Consider the following 17,253-nt stretch of genomic DNA (forward strand, 5'->3'; position numbering starts at 1 on the left):
AATATATGCTCCTGAAAATATTAAAATATTACCACATAAAATAGGTATGAGTATGATAATTAAGAATAGGGAATTATTAGAAAAGATAATTAAAGAGTTAAAAAGCCAAAATCTAAAAATCATCTTTACTAATGGATGTTTTGATATAATTCATAGGGGACATGTAGAATATTTAAATAAATCAAAGAAGCTGGGAGATGTTTTAATAGTTGGGATAAATTCAGATGAATCAATAAAAAAGATAAAAGGTAATAAAAGACCAATAATTCCTCTATACTCCAGAGCTTATGTTTTAGATAACTTAAAGGCTGTTGATTTTGTAGTTCCTTTTGATGAAGAAACTCCAATAGAGTTGATAAAAATCATTAAGCCAGATGTTCATGTGAAAGGAGGAGATTATAAAGAAGAAGATTTACCTGAAGCTAAAATTGTTAAAAGTTATGGTGGAAAAATAAAAATAATTCCTTTAATTGATGGTTTTTCAACAACAAAAATAATAGATTGGGTTTTAGAGAAATACAAAGAGGGGAAAAAATGATAATAGTTTTAGGAGAGGTAATGTTAGATAAATACACTTATGGAAAGGTTGAGAGAATAAATCCAGAAGCTCCAGTCCCAATATTAAATGTAGTTGAAGAAAGATATACCTTAGGAGGAGCTGGAAATGTAGCTAATAATATAGCATCTTTAAATCATGGTGTATTTTTAGTTAGTATCTTAAATAATGATGAATTTGGAAAATGTATTAAAGAGTTATGTGAAAAGAATAATATCAAATATTATTTTATCTCTGATGGAAGGCCAACAATTGTAAAGCATAGGTTTGTTGCCTTAGGATATAATCAGCAATTGCTTAGGGTTGATTATGAAAAAGTTTATCCTATAAATGATAACTTAGCTGAAAAAATCTTAGAAGTTATTAAAAATCTCAATGAAAAATCAAATATATTGATAATTTCTGATTATGCAAAGGGATTAATTACAAAAGAACTTATGGAAAGTATAAAAAAAGAATTTAAAGGAAAAATCTTAGTTGACCCAAAACCTAAAAATATTGAACTTTATAAAAAAGTTTATTTAATAAAACCAAATTTAAAAGAAGCTTCTCAAATTTTAGGGATAGAGATAGAGAATAAAGATGATGAGGTAGAAAAAGCTGGTTTAGAGTTAGTTGATAAATACAACTCAAACTTTGTTATAACAAGGAGTGAAAAAGGAGCTACATTGATAACATTAGATGGAGAAATTTTCCATATCCCAACAAAAGTTAAAGAAGTTCATGATGTCTCTGGAGCTGGAGATACATTTATTGCTGTTTTAGGATATGCATTAGATAAAGGTTATGATTTAGTTGATGCCGTTAAATTGGCAAATAAGGCAAGTTCAATTGTTGTTGGAAAAGTTGGAACTGCAACAGTTTGCTTAGAGGAGTTGTTTGATTAAATTTAAATTTTTTGATGAAAATATGTCAAGCATCTCAATTAATGATTTAGCTTTAAAAATTGAAAAATTAGAAAAAGAAATAAAAAAATTGAAAGAGGAGAATGAATTACTTAAAGAAAAGATTAAAGAAACATCAATCTGTGTTGCAAGAGAAGAAATTAAGTATCAATCAGCAATAATTAGAAATGACGTTAGAGATGAATTAAGAAAAGAACTTGCAACAAAAGAGGATTTAATGCTTGTTGAAGAAAGATTAGAAAAAAAATTGAATTAATTAATCAAAAACTTGATTTTTGGATAAAAATATTAATAATATTAATTATAATATCACCATTTATTCCTAATATATTAAATTCCTAATATATTAAAAAATATAGGATTGGTATTAAGATGAAAATAAAGGGAAATTATGGACAATAAAGCAATTTTCTTAGATAGAGATGGGGTTATAAATAAAAGATTAATTGAGGATTATGTTAAAAAAATAGATGAGTTTGAATTACTGCCTAAAGTTAGAGAGGCGTTAATTGAATTTAAAAAAATGGGTTATTTGTTGATAGTTGTAACTAATCAGCAGGGAATAGCCAAAGGAATTATGACAGAGGATGATTTAAAAGTTATTCATAATTATATGCTTAAATTGTTGCCAGAGATTGATGATATTTTTTATTGCCCACACTTAGAAGGGACTTGTAATTGCAGAAAGCCAAAAAATGGAATGCTTTTAAAAGCTAAGGAAAAGTGGAATATTGATTTTAAAAAAAGTTGGATGATTGGTGATAGTGAAAGTGATATAATCTGTGGGAAGAGTGTTGGTTGTAAAACAATAAGGATTCTTTATGATGATAATGATAAAACTGAGGCTGATTTTACAGCTAAAAGTTTATATGATTGTGTTGAGATTATTAAGAATAATAAATAAGTTTATATTAACGATTTGTTAAGAAAATTTTAAAGAATTTGGAAGAAAAAAGGCAAAACCTAATTTAAAAAATGTGATATTGTGGATATAATTTCAATATTAAGGATGGTCGATAAACATATAGGAAATTTGGCAATATTATTTATATCTTTCTTAAAAACTAAGACACATAAGAATCTAAGAGATAGAAAACCAAAAAATATATTGATTATTAGATTATGGACTTTGGGAGAAAGTATATTAACTCTTCCTATGATAAAAAGACTAAAAGAAGAGGGATATAATATATCTGTTTTAGTAACAAAGAGAAGTAAAGGGGTTTTTGAAAATATTGACTTTGTTGATGAAGTTATTGATTTGGAAGATTTTTGGAAAGTTTTAAAGAATTTTAAAAAGTATGATGTTGTGATTGATACTGAACCTTATCTAAATATATCTGCTATATTAGGTTGGTTTTTAGGTAAAACTGTTATTGGATTTAAGGGTCTTTTTAGAGATAAGTTATATGATTTTAAAATTGATTATAATGATAAAATTCATGCAGTTTATAATTTTTGTAATATGTTAAAACCGTTTGGTATCACATATAAACCAAAAAAATTAGTTCCTCTAAAATATGGAGAGAATGATAAAGAGAATGTTGATATGTTGTTGAGAAAATATAGCTTAGAGGATAAAGAATTAATTGGCATCCATTGTGGAACTGCTGAAACAGCTCCATGGAGAAGCTGGAAAAAAGAGAAGTTTGCTAAATTAATTGAAAAGTTAGTTGAGGATGGATTCTATATTATTTTAACTGGTAGTAAAAATGACTATGAAGTAAATGAAAAAGTCCTAAATTTAGTTGATGATAAATTTAAAAATAGAGTATTTAACTTTGTAGGTAAAACTAATTTGAGAGAATTTGCTTATTTATTAACAAAATTTAAAGTTTTTATATCTAATGATACTGGACCTATGCATTTAAGTGCTGCTATGGAAACCAAGACAATTGGCTTATTTGGGCCAAATTTACCAGAAAGGTTTGCTCCTTTTGGTGATGGGAATATTGCTATTTATAAGGCAGACAACTTAGATTGTTCTCCTTGTATAAATGTTCATAAAGGAGAGTTTAAAAGATGTGAATTAAATGGAAAGTGCATGGATTTAATTGAGGTGGAAGATGTTTATAATGTTGTTGTAAATATGGTGAGAAAATGAAAATTCTACTATTCAAGATTGGAGCTATAGGAGATACTTTAATGACGACACCATTAATACGACAATTAAGAAAAAATTTTAAAGACGCCACCATTGATTATTTAATTGGGAAATATTCTTATGGGGTTTTAGAAGGAAACAAGCATTTAGATAACATAATTAAATTTGACGAAGATATATTCTTTAAAAAAGATTTTAAAGAATGGTTAAAGTTAATTTTTAAAATTAGAAAAAGGAGATATGATACAATTTTTGTTTTAGACAAACATTGGATTTTTAATTTAACTGCTTTTTTGTTTGGAATTAAAAAAAGAATTGGCTTTGATAGGTTTGGTGAAGGAAAGTTTTTAACTTATAAAGTTCCTTATTTTGGAAGAAAGCATGAGATTTTTTATTATTTGGATTTACTGAAGGGTTTAAGAATTGAGCCAAATTATGAAGATTGGGAGATGGAAATATTTTTAAGTGAGAAAGATTTGGACTTTGCAGAAAGATTTTGGGATGAAAATAATTTAAATGATAAAGTTGTTGTTGGAATTTGTCCAGGAGGAGCAAGAAATATTGGAGTTGGAGATGATGATTTAAGAAGATGGGACTCTAAAAAATATATAGAGCTAATAAAAAAATTAAAAGAAAAAGGATTTGAAGTTTTGTTAATTGGAGGAAAGACAGATAAAGGAATTGAAAAAACAATACTAAAAGAAGTTAAATGCATTTCTACTATAGGAAAAACATCTTTAAAAGAAAGTTCTGCTTTATTAAAAAAATGTGATGTTGTTGTTTGTAATGATAGCGGACCAATGCATTTAGCAGCATCAGTTAATAAAAAAATTATTAGTATATTTGGTCCTACTCATCCATCTGAAAAAGCTCCATTACATAAAGAAAGCAAATATATTTGGAAACAAATAGGGTGTAATCCATGTTATGATTTGTGGGGAAGATTTCCAAAACCTTGTCCTTATAAAAAGAGATGCATGGAATGTATAAAAACTGAAGAAGTATTAAATATTATTGATGAAGTTATTGGTGATATAAAATGAAAGTTTTGGTCACTGGAGGAGCAGGATTTATTGGGTCTAACTTAGCATTAGAACTACAAAATAAAGGTTATGAAGTTATAGTTTTAGATGATTTTTCATCTGGGCATTTTAAAAACCTTATAGGTTTTGAAGGGGATGTTATCACAGAAAATATTTTAGATGTTGATTTAAATAGATTTAATAATGTTGATGTTATTTTTCATCAAGCGGCGATAACAGATACAACAGTTCAAGACCAAAAATTAATGATGCAAATTAACACAGAAGGTTTTAGGAGGTTTTTAGATTTTGCTGTTGAGAATAACATTAAGTTTATATATGCATCATCAGCAGCAACTTATGGTAACTCTAAAGCTCCTCAAAAAGAAGAAGATGCTGGAAAACCAAACAATATCTATGGCTTTTCAAAATGGATTTGTGATTGTATTGCAAAAAAGTATATGAAAAGATTTCCAGAAGCACATATAGTTGGATTAAGGTATTTTAATGTCTTTGGACCGAGAGAGCAGTATAAGGGAAAGATGGCTTCCATGGTTTGGCAATTAGCAAAACAGATGGTCGATGGCAAAAGACCAAGAATTTTTAAATGGGGAGAGCAAAAAAGAGACCAAGTGTATGTTAAAGATGTTGTTAAAGCAAATCTATTAGCTATGGATGCTAAGAAAAGCTGTATTGTGAATATTGGTAGTGGAAGAGCAGTTACTTTTAATTATATAATTGAAGTTTTGAATAAGGTGTTAGGATTTAACTATGAACCAGAGTATTTTGACAATCCATATAAAGAGTTTTATCAAGATTATACTGAAGCAGATTTAACCAAAGCTAAAGAATATTTAGGATATAAACCAGAGTGGAGTTTTGAAGAAGCAGTTAAAGATTATGTTAAGTGGTTGAAAGAGAATTCATATATATAGATATTTGTGGTAATATATGTTTAAAGTGGATAAGATTAAACAGAAGTTTATTGCTGGTTGGGTAATTAACAATAAGTATTACTATAGAGTAGTAAATAAATATTTAGCACTATTTTTATATTTCTTAGACATTTTTTTGAATCCATTATTTAAAAAAAGAAAATTTCCTAAAAAAATTGAAAATATATTGATAATTAGAGTTGAACAAATCGGTGATGTTATATTAACTACATCATTTTTTAGAGAATTAAAAAGAAACTACCCTAATGCTAAACTAACTGTTTTATGTAGAAAACTTACAAAAGATTTATTTAAGTTGATTCCATGGATAGATAATATTATTATATTAAACACTCCATGGCTTAGTAGAAATGATTCCGAGGGTTTTTGGAATGTTCTAAAGTTTATAAAAGAGAATTATAAAAAATATGACTTAGTTTTTGATTTACATCCTGACCCAAGAAATCTACTTATTGCAAGATTCGTTGGGAAATATACCATTGCCTATGGAATTAGAGGATTTAGATTTTTGATTGATAGAGAAATCAGTTGGAATTTTAAAAAAGTTGAACATATAGTTGATAGATATTTAAATATTCTTGAAAAAATGGGACTAAATATAGAGGAAAAAGAACTTGAACTCAAGTTAGATGAAAAAATTATGATGAATATAAAGAAAAAATTAAAAAATACGTTTAATTTAGATATAGACAAGGAAAAAAATATAAAAATTGTGTTAATCCATCCAATAAGTGGAAGAGAAGAAAAAAATATTAGTTGGAAAGAATGGGAAATTATAATAAAAAATTTATTAAAAGAAAAAGATAGCTTAATTTTTATTGGTGGGGCAAAAAATGAAAAATCAATAATTAATAAAAATTTAGGGCATTTAATAGATAATAAAAGAGTTTTTAATATTGCAGGGCTTTTTAGTTTGTTGGAGTATATTCATTTTATAGATTTGGTAGATATTATCTATAGTGTTGATACATTTGTAGTTCATGTAGCTTCAGCATTAAAGAAAAAGATAAAAACATTTTATGTAGCAACAAATGAGAATGAGTGGGGATATTATGGAAAAGATTAAAGTGTTGTATATTGGCAATTACGCACCTTGGCTATACCAAAATTTTAAATATTACAATAAGTTTGGAATTGATTTTTATGTTTTACCAATAGAAGGGAAAAATTTTTTAGAAAAGTATAAAATAAAATATTATAATGCTAAAAGAATAAAGGATATTATTAAAATTCCAGTATTAGTTGATTTTTTAAACTATTTTTTTTCTATTGGGAATAAAGTTATAAAACTTGAAGAAATAATAAAAAAGGAAGATTTTGATATAGTTCATAGTTTAGAACCTTTTTCTCCTTATACCGTTGATGTAATTAGGTTGTCTAAAAAATATAATTATAAAATAGTTGTAGAAACATGGGAAAATTTACCATATAATTGGGAATATTTCTCATACCTTGGAACTCCTTTTTCATTATTTAAAATAGAAAGAATTTATCATAAAAAAAATAAAAGATATTCATTAACAAACTGTGATAAAATATTGGCGAAATCAAAAACTGTTAAAAATGCCTTAATTTTAGAAGGTTGGAATAAGAATAAAATAGAGACAATATATTATGGGGTGGATTCAAAAGTATTTAATCCATATTCAGAGAAAGAAAAAGAGAATCTAAAAGAAAAATACATGAGAAAAATAGAAATAGAAAATAACGCTAAAAGAAAGTTTTTTGTCTTATCTATTGGCAGAATTGAATATGAAAAAGGATATATTGATATGTTTTGGGCAATAAAAAAATTAATTGAAGAATATAGAAATAAAATTGATATTTATTGGTTAATATTGGGTTCTGGAAATTTAAAAAATAAATTGAAGGAATTATCCAAAACTTTTAGAATTGGAAAATATGTAAAATTCTTAGGGTTTCTTGATTATTTTAACTTACCTGATTATTATAATTTAGTAGACGTTTTTGTATTAACTCCAAATCCAAATATTCATTGGCTTGAGCAGTATGGGTTTGTTTATATTGAAGCACAAATGTGTAGCTTGCCTGTAATTTCTTCATTAACTGGGGAGATACCCAATATTGTTAAAAATGGAGAAACAGGTTTTTTAGTGAAGCCAAGAGATTCTTTTGAAATATATTGTAAAATAAAAGAACTTATAGAAAATGAAGATTTAAAAAAAGAATTTAGAAAAAATGCAAGAAAATGGGCATTAAACTTTGATGCTGAAAAGAAAGCAAAGGAACATGCTGAGTTTTATAGGTCAATTTTACAATAATCCTTTTTCTTTTAATATTCTTATATTTTCTTTTGGTATCTCAAATCTAATATATTTCCACATTTTAAAGGACATAGGCTTTCTTTTTATTTTACCAGAAAATATTAATTTGAATGCATGAAGTGTCCCTTTCAGAAATTCAGAATACATTTGTAAAAAAGAAATATTTGGTTCTTTCTGTTTTAAATTTTTATAAGATAGTATACTTTGAATAGTTAACCAATTTAGAACATATATGAAAAATAAAAATAATGGATAATTTTTATATAACATTAATATTTGATTTTTTGTCATCTGGTATTCTCTCCATAAGTTATTTCTTCTTTTAGGTGTTTCATTATGTCTTATTACTATCCATGGATTTAAAACAACTTTATAATTATTAATCCAAAGTCTAATAGATAAATCAATGTCTTCCGCATATACAAACATATTTTCATCAAAACCATTTATCTTTTTAAAAGCTTCTTTTTTAATTAAAACTCCACATGTTGCAAAATGATTTAAATAAAAATATACAGAATTTTTTTTTAATAAATTTATGTTATTTGCAAGATCATAACATTTTTTTGTTTTTTTATCTAATTCACAAACTGCATATTCATAGCCAATTCTTTTCCCGTTTTTGTATATTGGATATTCAGTAGCATAACGAATAGCACCGATTTCGTCATTTTTTTCTAATAATCCAATATCTTTTTCTATAATACTTTTTAAAATATTCTCATTTTGCAGATAGTTATCGTCATCTAAAAAGAGAATATATTTACCATTTGAATTCTTAACACCAATGTTTCTACCTTTGGAAGCCCCAACATTTTTGTTATTATTTATATATTTAATGTTTAATTTCTTTTCATAATTTTTTATTAAGTCTATAATGTCTTCACCGTTATTTACAATAACAATTTCATATAAATCTCTATCAACATTTCTCTGTGTTAAAATGCTATCTAATAAATTTTTTAAATCTTCTTTTCTGTTATTTGTCACTACTACAATAGACAATAAAGTGTTACTCATTTATTTCACCTTCAATTATATTCAAAAAATACTGTGCTAATTTTTTATCTAAAAAATATTTATTAACATGAGCATTTCCTTCTTTTGCAATTTTTTTCCATCTATTGTTTTCTAAATGATAAAAAATTAAGTCTCTAATTTCATTAACATTATTGTAAAAAACAGCCGATTTTCCATTAATAAAATTATTAGGTATTTCAATTATTGGCTTTTTTGTTAATAACATTGTTTTTAAGTATGGTATTTCATAATATCTAAAAGTATCTACTCCATATCCATAAGTATTTATAGATATTTTTGAAGAGGCTATTATTTTCAAATAATCTTCAAACCTTAAACTACCTTTGTTTGTATAACATTTTATATCATATTCTTTTTCTAATTCTGTTAATATACTAAAAATAATTTTTCTCTCTTTAGTATTTGGCGTTGCAATAAATGAAACGTCATAGTCTTTCTTTTTAATATTTTTTAAAATAGGATAGTGTTCTTCTAAATTTACAATACCTAAAGGAATTGGGCGTATTTTTTCGTTTTTTATAATATTTGTTGGATATAGGTACAAACCATTTAAAAAAATTGAATTAGATATACTTTTAAATAATATTTTTGAATTATGATATAAAACAGCAGATAAATGCTTTTTAAGATAAATATAAGATTCTAAATCATTAATTAGTTTTTCTCTTTTAAAATATACAAGAACTTTATTACTAAAAATTATTTTTCTTATATAAGGAATATCATCGAAATCTATTATAATTATATTTTTCTTACTGTTTTCTAAAATATATCTAATGAAATTAGCAATATAATCATTTAGGCATCCAATAATTATATAATCATAACAATTGTTATCTATATTTTCTTTAATCTTTTTCCAATTTGAAATATCTTTTTTATCATATTTTACTGTAAAAGATTCTTTATCGATATTTGGCAAAGGAAAAATATCAATATTTTCACCTAATATTTTTTTTAGTCCAATATAAAGAGTATTTTTAAGATAATGGGAATGTAAAGTATCTAATAATAAAATTTTCATAATTTCACCTAAATTTTTAGCCAATGACTTAAATCTCTTCCTGTGAATTCACTTAATGATAATATATCGTCTTTATATAATCTAATTAGATATTCTTTTGTTTCTTTTCTTATTTTTGGTTTTTTACTTCTTCTATATGCCAAATTCACATAAATCTTTTGATAAACTCTTCCTAATTTTAATTTTCTAGCTAAACTATAAACATAAGGAAATTTAGAGATATTTTCCAATAATACAATTTCAAATTTATTGAATAATTTATACCATTTAGAAGAGACATCTGGAAGAATTCCAGCATTTTCTTTTCTTTTTAAAGATTTTGGAATGTAATTAATATTATTAACTTCTAAAAATTCATAAATATCCTTTAATAATTTTTTTGGATTACTTATTATATCATCATAAAAACATATAAAAATTTGCTCCTTATCAAACAAAGATAACCATTTTTGAAGATGTTTATAATAAAAACCAATTTCTATGTCCCACTTAGCTACTTTTAAATAATCTTCAAATGTTATATGTTCTAAATTTTTTAACTCTTTAAAATGTTTTCTTAATATAAATGAGGAAGGTAACGAGTAGAAGTAGCTTGAGTATAACCTTTCAATAGGATTTCTAAATATTACAATTAATTTAATATTTGGAAAGTGTTTTTTTATTCTTTTATATGCTAAGGGGTCTGCGAAGTATGAAGGTGAAAATTCCCCCTTAATTGGCTTTTCTGAATTAAAGTTGGATAAATACCACTCAATTCCCTTTTTATAATTCTCTTCAAATTCAAATTTCTCACAATAGTAATATTTATTAAAAAAATGTATTTCTTTTTTCTCTGGAAGGTATATTTCAGGATGTTCAGAAAGACATTTTGCTAACCACGTAGTCCCACTTTTTGGAGTTCCAATACCTATAAAATTTATGGTTTTTTCCATAAATTCACCTTTCTTATATCATAGCTATAGTACTTGTTTTAAATTTATAAATAATTTATCCCCAAAACGCTCCCAACTATATTTCTCAATCTGTTTTCTTGAGTTTTTACCCATTCTTTTTATTTCATCTCTATTCTCGTAAAAATATAAAATTCTTTCTTTTAAAATTTCAGTATCCATTACTGGAACTATAAATCCACTTTTTCCATCTTTTATAATATCTTTTATTCCTACATTATTTGATACGATTACTGGAAGACCTGTCGCCATAGCTTCAGCAACTGCTGACACTGTCAAGTTAACGACTTCAACCAATTGTAGAACATCATGAAACTTTTAATCCAGCTAACAACTGTATCGAATTTGCTGTTATTAGGAAACCTATTATAAAATGCTTTAGTTCTTCGTTTGAGTAGTGAGAAAAAGCTTTCTACACAATTTCTCAGTCCGAATCTGACTCTTTCAAATTCTAAACCCAATCTTTGCAATGCCCACGGATACCATCTTCCACCATCGACCAAAATCTTCGGCTTATTAGAGCAAAATTTTAATATACTCTTAACGAATAATATAGTATCGAGGCAGTTTCTTGTTTCAGAAACATAAACTCCCAAGCACTCTTTCGATTCAACATCAATAGCAGACCATACGTAAATATTTTCATTTCCAATCTTTAGTTTGGTCTCATCGATTGCAATTGCGTATCTTTCCTTTCTTTTAGGTTCGTTTAAAACATCTTTAATCTTGTGATAATAAGTCCTAACCGACTCATGGCTTATACTTTCGAATTGGGAAAGAAACAAACTTACCTTCCTCAACGATAGTCCAAGATAATACAAAATCCCAGCTAAGATTTTAACTTCTATCGACTTCTTATTCCTTTTAAAAATCTTCTCCTCTTCGATTCTCTCCTTTAAGACTTCTATCGTGAGCTTCATATTTTATTATTTTTTATCAATTATTAATAAAAGCTTAACTTGACACTCTCATTGATGATAGTATATTGTTATAAAAACTATAAATATTATCTTCTATAATATTTAGTTCATAATTTTTTATTTTATTATAGCAGTAATCAGGTAATATCCTATATGATTCACATATTTCCAAGAATTTATCAATATCAATATAAATATAATCATTTGTTAGTCTATTACTATTATTATACTTTAAATTAAAAAATACTGTCATAACATCACCATTATTGCTTTTATTTTTTTAATTAAAAGCACCACACCCACAACTAAAATCATTAATGATATCATTTTTCTTAAATTTTTTGGTTTTATTTTTGAATTCAAGTATGCTCCCAAATAAACCCCAGGAATAGTTCCAAAAATTAAAAGTAAAACCAAATTATAATTAACACTTCCTAAACTTATATAACTTACACTGCTAAAAAATGTCAATAGAAGTCCATAAAATAAACTTGTTCCAATAACATCTCTTGGAGAAAGATTTGTAAAGTTCATTAATGCAAAAGTAATTAATACCCCACTACCTATGGACGTAAATTGAACAACCAGCCCTACTAAAAATCCAAAAAATACTAAAATTTTGGATGAATTATATTTTTTATGAATACAAAAAAATTCTTTTTTTAAATTTATAATTGAAGTAAATATTAAAACAATACTAAGCATTATTGTTAAAAAAGTATTTATTTCGTCTCTATTAATAGTTCTTAGTATTATAGAACCAATAGCTATAGCTGGAAAACTACCAAAAAATAGTTTTAGAGCAATATCGGTATTTACATTTCCTTTTTTATTATGAAAATAAGCACCCAATCCTTTTGTTATTGCAGCATATAACAAATCAGTTCCAATAGCAATTATTGGCTCAACTCCTAAAAATATCAATGATGGGGCCATCAATACTCCACCACCAATACCAGTAAGACCCACAACAACTCCAACTATAAACCCCAAAATAATAAAAATGATCCAATGCAAAAAATCACCCTAAATATCCAAGCTCTCTCGCCTTTTTTATTATTAATTCAACTTCTTCATTAACACTCATTTTTGAAGTATCTACAATAACTTCTGGATTTTCTGGTTCTTCATAGACCCCATCATATCCCGTAAGGCCTTTAATTTCACCTTTTAATGCTTTAGCATAAAGACCTTTTGGGTCTCTTTTAATTCTTTCTTCAAGAGGGGCATAAACATAAACTTCCATAAACTTGCCAATTTCTTTTCTTGCGTATTCCCTAACACTCCTATAAGGTGAAATAAGTGAAACTATTGCAATAGTCCCATTTTTTGAAAGTAATTTAGCTATGTAAATAACTACTCTATTATGCAGTTCCCTTGCTTCTCTACTAAACCCCAAATTTGGATAAAGTGTTTTTCTGATTTCATCCCCGTCTAAAATCTCAACGTTGTATCCCATTTCATTTAATCTATTTTTTAGTGCTTTTGCTAAAGTTGTTTTTCCTGCTCCACTTGGCCCGGTAAGCCAAATTGTAAATCCTGTCATTTTGTCTCCCTTATTTTTTTGAAATATTATTATTTTGAATAATGCTTAAAACTTCATTAATGCTGTCTTTGTTGCAAATACATCCTAAGACATCATTTTTACCACCAACATTAAATCCTTTAGATTTCAATGTTTGAATAATCTCACTTATTTTTATATCATTCTCCAAATTAGGTGAAATTCTAAAGTATATCTGTGCTTTTCCATGGAAACCTTTATTTACAACTATTGCTCCATCATAACTCATTTCCCAAACAACTTTTCTTGCAACTTTTGATATAATATTAAATTTACTCTCAAATTCAATGAAAGCAAATCCTTCTTTAACCTTAATATTTGAAATTGCATTCTCTATTGCATCATTGATTTTTTCAAGGTTCTTGTTCCACTTTTCATACTCTAAAATTTCTTTTGGTTCTAATTCTAAAACAACTTTTACAGCATTTTCTACGCTTTTTCTATCCATAATGATATAGTTAGAATCAATCAATTGAACTAACTTTAAAGTCTCTTCTTTACTAAGATTTTTTTCCTTTAAAAGCTCTAAAATTTTTGGAATATTATATGCTCTTTCCCCAATATCCCCTACAGCTCCAAGTGCAGATAAGTAATTCCAAAAAGAAAAATATTCAGAAACTACAAAAGATGCTGAAGGATAATCTTTTCCAATCAAAACTGGATTTATTTGTTTAACATGAGGGTTTTCAATCTTTTTTTGAATATGATGGTCAATAAATATTGTTTCTTTTTTTATGTTTTCTACTTCATTTGGAAGATTTAAATCTAAAACATAAATTTTTTCTGATTTTTCAATCCATTCCCAAATTCTTTTATCAAACCTAAATTCTCCAATTGGTGGAGTTACATTTACAAAATCCTCTAAATTTAATGCTTTAACTGTTAAAGCTGCTGAAGTTATCCCATCAGTATCCCAGTGATGGATAATTAACATTTACTCACCTACAAATGGATTTTTGAAACTTTTTATAACTTCATAAACCTCTTTTCTCATAAAGTGTTCTGGAGGTATCTTTCCATTCATTATCATGTTCCTGATTTTTGTTCCACTAAAATATTTCCTATCTTCCATTGGATGAGGACAAATTTTTTCATTTACTATACCTTTACATTTTTTGCAATAGAAAAATTCTTTAAAAAACATTGGAGTTATACCCAAATCAGGGAAGTTTTTGAATATCTCTTGTGCTTCGTAAGGCTTATAATAATTTCCTACTCCTGCATGGTCTCTTCCAACAATAAAGTGAGTACATCCAAAGTTCTTACGCATTATTGCGTGGTGTATGGCTTCTCTCGGTCCAGCATATCTCATTTCATACCTAACAGTTGCTAAAACTGCGGAATCTTTTGGATAGTAATGTTCAAATAATGTCTCATACGCTTTTAAAATAACTTCATCTTTATAATCTCCTTTCTTTTTCTTTCCGAGAACTGGATTTATAAAAAGACCATCAACAAAAGTTAAGGCAAATTTTTGTAAATACTCATGTCCTAAGTGAGGAACATTTCTTGTTTGGAATGCAACTATTGTCTCAAATTTTCTTTTTTTAAATAAAACTCTTGTTTCTGATGGTCTAAGGGTATATTTTTCAAAAGGATTAGGTAACTCATTTAGAAGATAAATTTCTCCACCAACAAGGTATTCTCCCATATCCATGACTTTAGCAACTCCAGGATGATTTATATCTGTTGTTTTAAAAACCTTCTGGGCAAATTCTTTTTTATCATACTTATAGATGTCATCAACATGCATCACTGCTATCAGAATGTCTTTGTAAAAAAGTAGAATTGTATCTTCTACTCCAAAATTGAGCTCTTTTTCGCTAACATCCAAAACAATAGGAATACTCCACGGTAAGCCATTCGGTAATCTCATAGTATCTAAAACTGATTGAAATTCTTCCTCTCTTAGAAATCCCTCAAGTGGAGAATAAACTCCATAAGCAATATTTTCTAAATCAACTGCTATTCCCTCTCTAATTTGGATTTTTTGGTATTCATCCTTTTCATCTAAAATTCTCTCTTTAGTTTTTTTTTTGATGATAGTTTTCTAACCAATTTTCCTCCATGTGGCTTTGAAACCAAAATTATCACCCCATACTTCACAAAAATATTTCAAAGGATCGTTTAGTAAAAAGTAAAATATATAATAAATAATACAAATTATCTATTTTTGAATTTTTTGGAATACTATTCCGACACTGTCAAGTTAACGACATCAACCAATTGTAGAACATCATGAAACTTTTAATCCAGCTAACAACTGTATCGAATTTGCTGTTATTAGGAAACCTATTATAAAATGCTTTAGTTCTTCGTTTGAGTAGTGAGAAAAAGCTTTCTACACAATTTCTCAGTCCGAATCTGACTCTTTCAAATTCTAAACCCAATCTTTGCAATGCCCACGGATACCATCTTCCACCATCGACCAAAATCTTCGGCTTATTAGAGCAAAATTTTAATATACTCTTAACGAATAATATAGTATCGAGGCAGTTTCTTGTTTCAGAAACATAAACTCCCAAGCACTCTTTCGATTCAACATCAATAGCAGACCATACGTAAATATTTTCATTTCCAATCTTTAGTTTGGTCTCATCGATTGCAATTGCGTATCTTTCCTTTCTTTCAGGTTCGTTTAAAACATCTTTAATCTTGTGATAATAAGTCCTAACCGACTCATGGCTTATACTTTCGAATTGGGAACGAAACAAACTTACCTTCCTCAACGATAGTCCAAGATAATACAAAATCCCAGCTAAGATTTTAACTTCTATCGACTTCTTATTCCTTTTAAAAATCTTCTCCTCTTCGATTCTCTTATCGTGAGCTTTATATTTTATTATTTTTTATCAATTATTAATAAAAGCTTAACTTGACACTCTCTGTTCAACAGCCCAATAAAATTAAATGCAAATTCTGGATGATGATATTTAATTCTTTCAATTATGTATTTTACTAACTCCTCTTTTTCCATATTCTTTAATTTATCTATTATTTTGTCTGCATCAATATATTCATTATTTTTATAACTTAAGAGAGTTGCAACTCCATGCTTACAGTTATAACCATAAGAACAGGAACATTCTGATTCCAAAGTTTTTAAATTAACAACTACATCATAAACATGAGTTCCAATAACTTTACCATATATCTTGTCTCCAAACTTTATTACACTCTTTACTCTTCCTTCTTTGTAATATTCAACTCCTCTTTTATATATCTCATATCCATATTTTCTGATGATTTCATCCATAATATCTCTCAAAATAACATCTTCTCAACTTCTTCACATATAACATGATATATGGTTAGATGACATTCTTGAATTCTTGCTGTATCATTAGAAGGAACTATTAAAGCTAAATCAACAATATCCTTTAATTTTCCCCCTCCTTTCCCCAATAATCCAATTGTATAAATTCCCATTTCTTTTGCTTTATTAACTGCTTTTATAACATTTTCTGAGTTTCCACTTGTAGATATTCCAACTAAAACATCTCCCTCTTTTCCTAATGCCTCTACTTGTCTTTCAAAAATCTTATCAAATCCATAATCATTCCCAATAGCTGTTAAAATAGATGTATCTGTTGTTAATGCAATAGCTGGCATTCCTTTTCTTTCCAACTTAAACCTTCCAACTATTTCAGCTGCAAAATGCTGAGCATCAGCAGCTGAACCACCATTTCCACAAATTAAAATTTTATTTCCATTTTTTAATGCATTATATATTATATCAATAGCTTTTTTTAACTTATCTTCATTTTCTTCAATAAACTTTAATTTTACATTAGCACTTTCTTTAAAATACTCTTTCATAATTTCACCAATATATTATTTATTTATTCTATTATTTATTCTACTAACTTAACTTAATAAATGTTTTATAATAACTAAATTATTATTCTTTTAGTTCAAATTATTAG

General features: G+C 26.8%; 21 protein-coding genes and 1 pseudogene. 9 read left to right on the top strand and 13 right to left on the bottom strand.

The window, feature by feature from the left end:
• The first annotated feature begins 52 nt into the window (after positions 1-52).
• From rfaE2 to ACPB8Q_RS06710, 9 genes are all read left to right on the top strand, one after another.
• Positions 53-538, top strand: coding sequence for a D-glycero-beta-D-manno-heptose 1-phosphate adenylyltransferase (gene rfaE2, locus ACPB8Q_RS06670; protein WP_423792404.1), 486 nt, complete (start codon positions 53-55; stop codon positions 536-538).
• A complete protein-coding gene (locus ACPB8Q_RS06675) occupies positions 535-1,443 on the top strand; it encodes a bifunctional heptose 7-phosphate kinase/heptose 1-phosphate adenyltransferase (protein ID WP_423792405.1) in 909 nt (302 codons plus the stop codon). Before rfaE2 ends, ACPB8Q_RS06675 begins: the two co-directional genes overlap by 4 nt.
• Positions 1,436-1,717: a hypothetical protein gene (locus ACPB8Q_RS06680; protein ID WP_423792406.1), complete on the top strand. Its 282-nt coding sequence runs from the start codon at positions 1,436-1,438 to the stop codon at positions 1,715-1,717. The genes ACPB8Q_RS06675 and ACPB8Q_RS06680 overlap by 8 nt, the downstream gene beginning before the upstream one ends.
• A gap of 135 nt (positions 1,718-1,852) precedes the next feature.
• Complete coding sequence (locus tag ACPB8Q_RS06685) at positions 1,853-2,365, top strand: D-glycero-alpha-D-manno-heptose-1,7-bisphosphate 7-phosphatase (RefSeq protein WP_423792407.1); 513 nt, start codon at positions 1,853-1,855, stop codon at positions 2,363-2,365.
• 81 nt (positions 2,366-2,446) lie between these two features.
• Positions 2,447-3,565 carry a glycosyltransferase family 9 protein gene (locus ACPB8Q_RS06690; protein WP_423792408.1) on the top strand — a complete coding sequence of 373 codons (1,119 nt, stop codon included), beginning with the start codon at positions 2,447-2,449 and terminating at the stop codon, positions 3,563-3,565.
• Complete coding sequence (locus ACPB8Q_RS06695; protein WP_423792409.1) at positions 3,562-4,608, top strand: glycosyltransferase family 9 protein; 1,047 nt, start codon at positions 3,562-3,564, stop codon at positions 4,606-4,608. Before ACPB8Q_RS06690 ends, ACPB8Q_RS06695 begins: the two co-directional genes overlap by 4 nt.
• Positions 4,605-5,522 (top strand): ADP-glyceromanno-heptose 6-epimerase, encoded by a 918-nt coding sequence (gene rfaD, locus ACPB8Q_RS06700; RefSeq protein WP_423792410.1) that lies wholly within the window; start codon positions 4,605-4,607, stop codon positions 5,520-5,522. Before ACPB8Q_RS06695 ends, rfaD begins: the two co-directional genes overlap by 4 nt.
• Positions 5,523-5,538: 16 nt before the next feature.
• Complete coding sequence (locus tag ACPB8Q_RS06705) at positions 5,539-6,609, top strand: glycosyltransferase family 9 protein (protein WP_423792411.1); 1,071 nt, start codon at positions 5,539-5,541, stop codon at positions 6,607-6,609.
• Positions 6,596-7,825 (top strand): glycosyltransferase family 4 protein, encoded by a 1,230-nt coding sequence (locus ACPB8Q_RS06710; protein WP_423792412.1) that lies wholly within the window; start codon positions 6,596-6,598, stop codon positions 7,823-7,825. The genes ACPB8Q_RS06705 and ACPB8Q_RS06710 overlap by 14 nt, the downstream gene beginning before the upstream one ends.
• Here ACPB8Q_RS06710 and ACPB8Q_RS06715 read toward each other — a convergent pair.
• The 13 genes and pseudogenes from ACPB8Q_RS06715 to gmhA all read right to left on the bottom strand — a co-directional run bounded on the left by ACPB8Q_RS06715 (position 7,817) and on the right by gmhA (position 17,146).
• Entirely contained in the window at positions 7,817-8,848 is a 1,032-nt protein-coding gene (locus ACPB8Q_RS06715) for a glycosyltransferase family 2 protein (RefSeq protein WP_423792413.1), read from the bottom strand. The two genes, ACPB8Q_RS06710 and ACPB8Q_RS06715, sit on opposite strands and share 9 nt — an antisense overlap.
• Positions 8,841-9,893, bottom strand: a complete 1,053-nt coding sequence (locus ACPB8Q_RS06720; RefSeq protein ID WP_423792414.1) for a glycosyltransferase family protein — start codon at positions 9,891-9,893, stop codon at positions 8,841-8,843. Before ACPB8Q_RS06720 ends, ACPB8Q_RS06715 begins: the two co-directional genes overlap by 8 nt.
• 8 nt (positions 9,894-9,901) lie before the next feature.
• Complete coding sequence (locus ACPB8Q_RS06725) at positions 9,902-10,825, bottom strand: sulfotransferase family protein (protein ID WP_423792415.1); 924 nt, start codon at positions 10,823-10,825, stop codon at positions 9,902-9,904.
• Between the two features lie 24 nt (positions 10,826-10,849).
• Positions 10,850-11,116, bottom strand: a complete 267-nt coding sequence (locus tag ACPB8Q_RS06730; RefSeq protein ID WP_423792416.1) for a glycosyltransferase — start codon at positions 11,114-11,116, stop codon at positions 10,850-10,852.
• Between the two features lie 2 nt (positions 11,117-11,118).
• Entirely contained in the window at positions 11,119-11,763 is a 645-nt protein-coding gene (locus tag ACPB8Q_RS06735) for an IS6 family transposase (protein WP_423792175.1), read from the bottom strand.
• Positions 11,764-11,797: 34 nt separating this feature from the next.
• Positions 11,798-12,016: a hypothetical protein gene (locus tag ACPB8Q_RS06740; RefSeq protein ID WP_423792417.1), complete on the bottom strand. Its 219-nt coding sequence runs from the start codon at positions 12,014-12,016 to the stop codon at positions 11,798-11,800.
• Positions 12,013-12,780 (bottom strand): sulfite exporter TauE/SafE family protein, encoded by a 768-nt coding sequence (locus ACPB8Q_RS06745; RefSeq protein WP_423792418.1) that lies wholly within the window; start codon positions 12,778-12,780, stop codon positions 12,013-12,015. Before ACPB8Q_RS06745 ends, ACPB8Q_RS06740 begins: the two co-directional genes overlap by 4 nt.
• 4 nt (positions 12,781-12,784) lie before the next feature.
• Positions 12,785-13,309, bottom strand: coding sequence for an adenylyl-sulfate kinase (cysC, locus tag ACPB8Q_RS06750; protein WP_423792419.1), 525 nt, complete (start codon positions 13,307-13,309; stop codon positions 12,785-12,787).
• A 10-nt stretch (positions 13,310-13,319) separates the two neighbouring features.
• Positions 13,320-14,261 (bottom strand): DHH family phosphoesterase, encoded by a 942-nt coding sequence (locus ACPB8Q_RS06755; protein WP_423792420.1) that lies wholly within the window; start codon positions 14,259-14,261, stop codon positions 13,320-13,322.
• A pseudogene (gene sat / locus ACPB8Q_RS06760) lies at positions 14,262-15,412 on the bottom strand (sulfate adenylyltransferase). It lies immediately after the preceding gene.
• Positions 15,413-15,531: 119 nt separating this feature from the next.
• A complete protein-coding gene (locus ACPB8Q_RS06765; protein ID WP_423793426.1) occupies positions 15,532-16,173 on the bottom strand; it encodes an IS6 family transposase in 642 nt (213 codons plus the stop codon).
• Complete coding sequence (locus ACPB8Q_RS06770; RefSeq protein WP_423792421.1) at positions 16,170-16,583, bottom strand: SWIM zinc finger family protein; 414 nt, start codon at positions 16,581-16,583, stop codon at positions 16,170-16,172. The genes ACPB8Q_RS06765 and ACPB8Q_RS06770 overlap by 4 nt, the downstream gene beginning before the upstream one ends.
• 8 nt (positions 16,584-16,591) lie before the next feature.
• Entirely contained in the window at positions 16,592-17,146 is a 555-nt protein-coding gene (gene gmhA, locus ACPB8Q_RS06775; protein ID WP_423792422.1) for a D-sedoheptulose 7-phosphate isomerase, read from the bottom strand.
• Between the last annotated feature and the right edge of the window lie 107 nt (positions 17,147-17,253).

Source organism: Methanocaldococcus indicus (assembly GCF_049554935.1).
In the GTDB taxonomy this organism is placed as follows: Archaea; AGJL01; Methanococci; order Methanococcales; family Methanocaldococcaceae; genus Methanocaldococcus; species Methanocaldococcus indicus.

Coding starts and splice junctions, on each gene's coding strand:
- rfaE2 (WP_423792404.1), top strand. CDS start 53: ATGATAATTAAGAATAGGGAATTATTAGAAAAGATAATTAAAGAGTTA.
- ACPB8Q_RS06675 (WP_423792405.1), top strand. CDS start 535: ATGATAATAGTTTTAGGAGAGGTAATGTTAGATAAATACACTTATGGA.
- ACPB8Q_RS06685 (WP_423792407.1), top strand. CDS start 1,853: ATGGACAATAAAGCAATTTTCTTAGATAGAGATGGGGTTATAAATAAA.
- ACPB8Q_RS06695 (WP_423792409.1), top strand. CDS start 3,562: ATGAAAATTCTACTATTCAAGATTGGAGCTATAGGAGATACTTTAATG.
- rfaD (WP_423792410.1), top strand. CDS start 4,605: ATGAAAGTTTTGGTCACTGGAGGAGCAGGATTTATTGGGTCTAACTTA.
- ACPB8Q_RS06705 (WP_423792411.1), top strand. CDS start 5,539: ATGTTTAAAGTGGATAAGATTAAACAGAAGTTTATTGCTGGTTGGGTA.
- ACPB8Q_RS06710 (WP_423792412.1), top strand. CDS start 6,596: ATGGAAAAGATTAAAGTGTTGTATATTGGCAATTACGCACCTTGGCTA.
- ACPB8Q_RS06715 (WP_423792413.1), bottom strand. CDS start 8,848: ATGAGTAACACTTTATTGTCTATTGTAGTAGTGACAAATAACAGAAAA.
- ACPB8Q_RS06720 (WP_423792414.1), bottom strand. CDS start 9,893: ATGAAAATTTTATTATTAGATACTTTACATTCCCATTATCTTAAAAAT.
- ACPB8Q_RS06725 (WP_423792415.1), bottom strand. CDS start 10,825: ATGGAAAAAACCATAAATTTTATAGGTATTGGAACTCCAAAAAGTGGG.
- ACPB8Q_RS06735 (WP_423792175.1), bottom strand. CDS start 11,763: ATGAAGCTCACGATAGAAGTCTTAAAGGAGAGAATCGAAGAGGAGAAG.
- ACPB8Q_RS06740 (WP_423792417.1), bottom strand. CDS start 12,016: ATGACAGTATTTTTTAATTTAAAGTATAATAATAGTAATAGACTAACA.
- cysC (WP_423792419.1), bottom strand. CDS start 13,309: ATGACAGGATTTACAATTTGGCTTACCGGGCCAAGTGGAGCAGGAAAA.
- ACPB8Q_RS06755 (WP_423792420.1), bottom strand. CDS start 14,261: ATGTTAATTATCCATCACTGGGATACTGATGGGATAACTTCAGCAGCT.
- ACPB8Q_RS06770 (WP_423792421.1), bottom strand. CDS start 16,583: ATGGATGAAATCATCAGAAAATATGGATATGAGATATATAAAAGAGGA.
- gmhA (WP_423792422.1), bottom strand. CDS start 17,146: ATGAAAGAGTATTTTAAAGAAAGTGCTAATGTAAAATTAAAGTTTATT.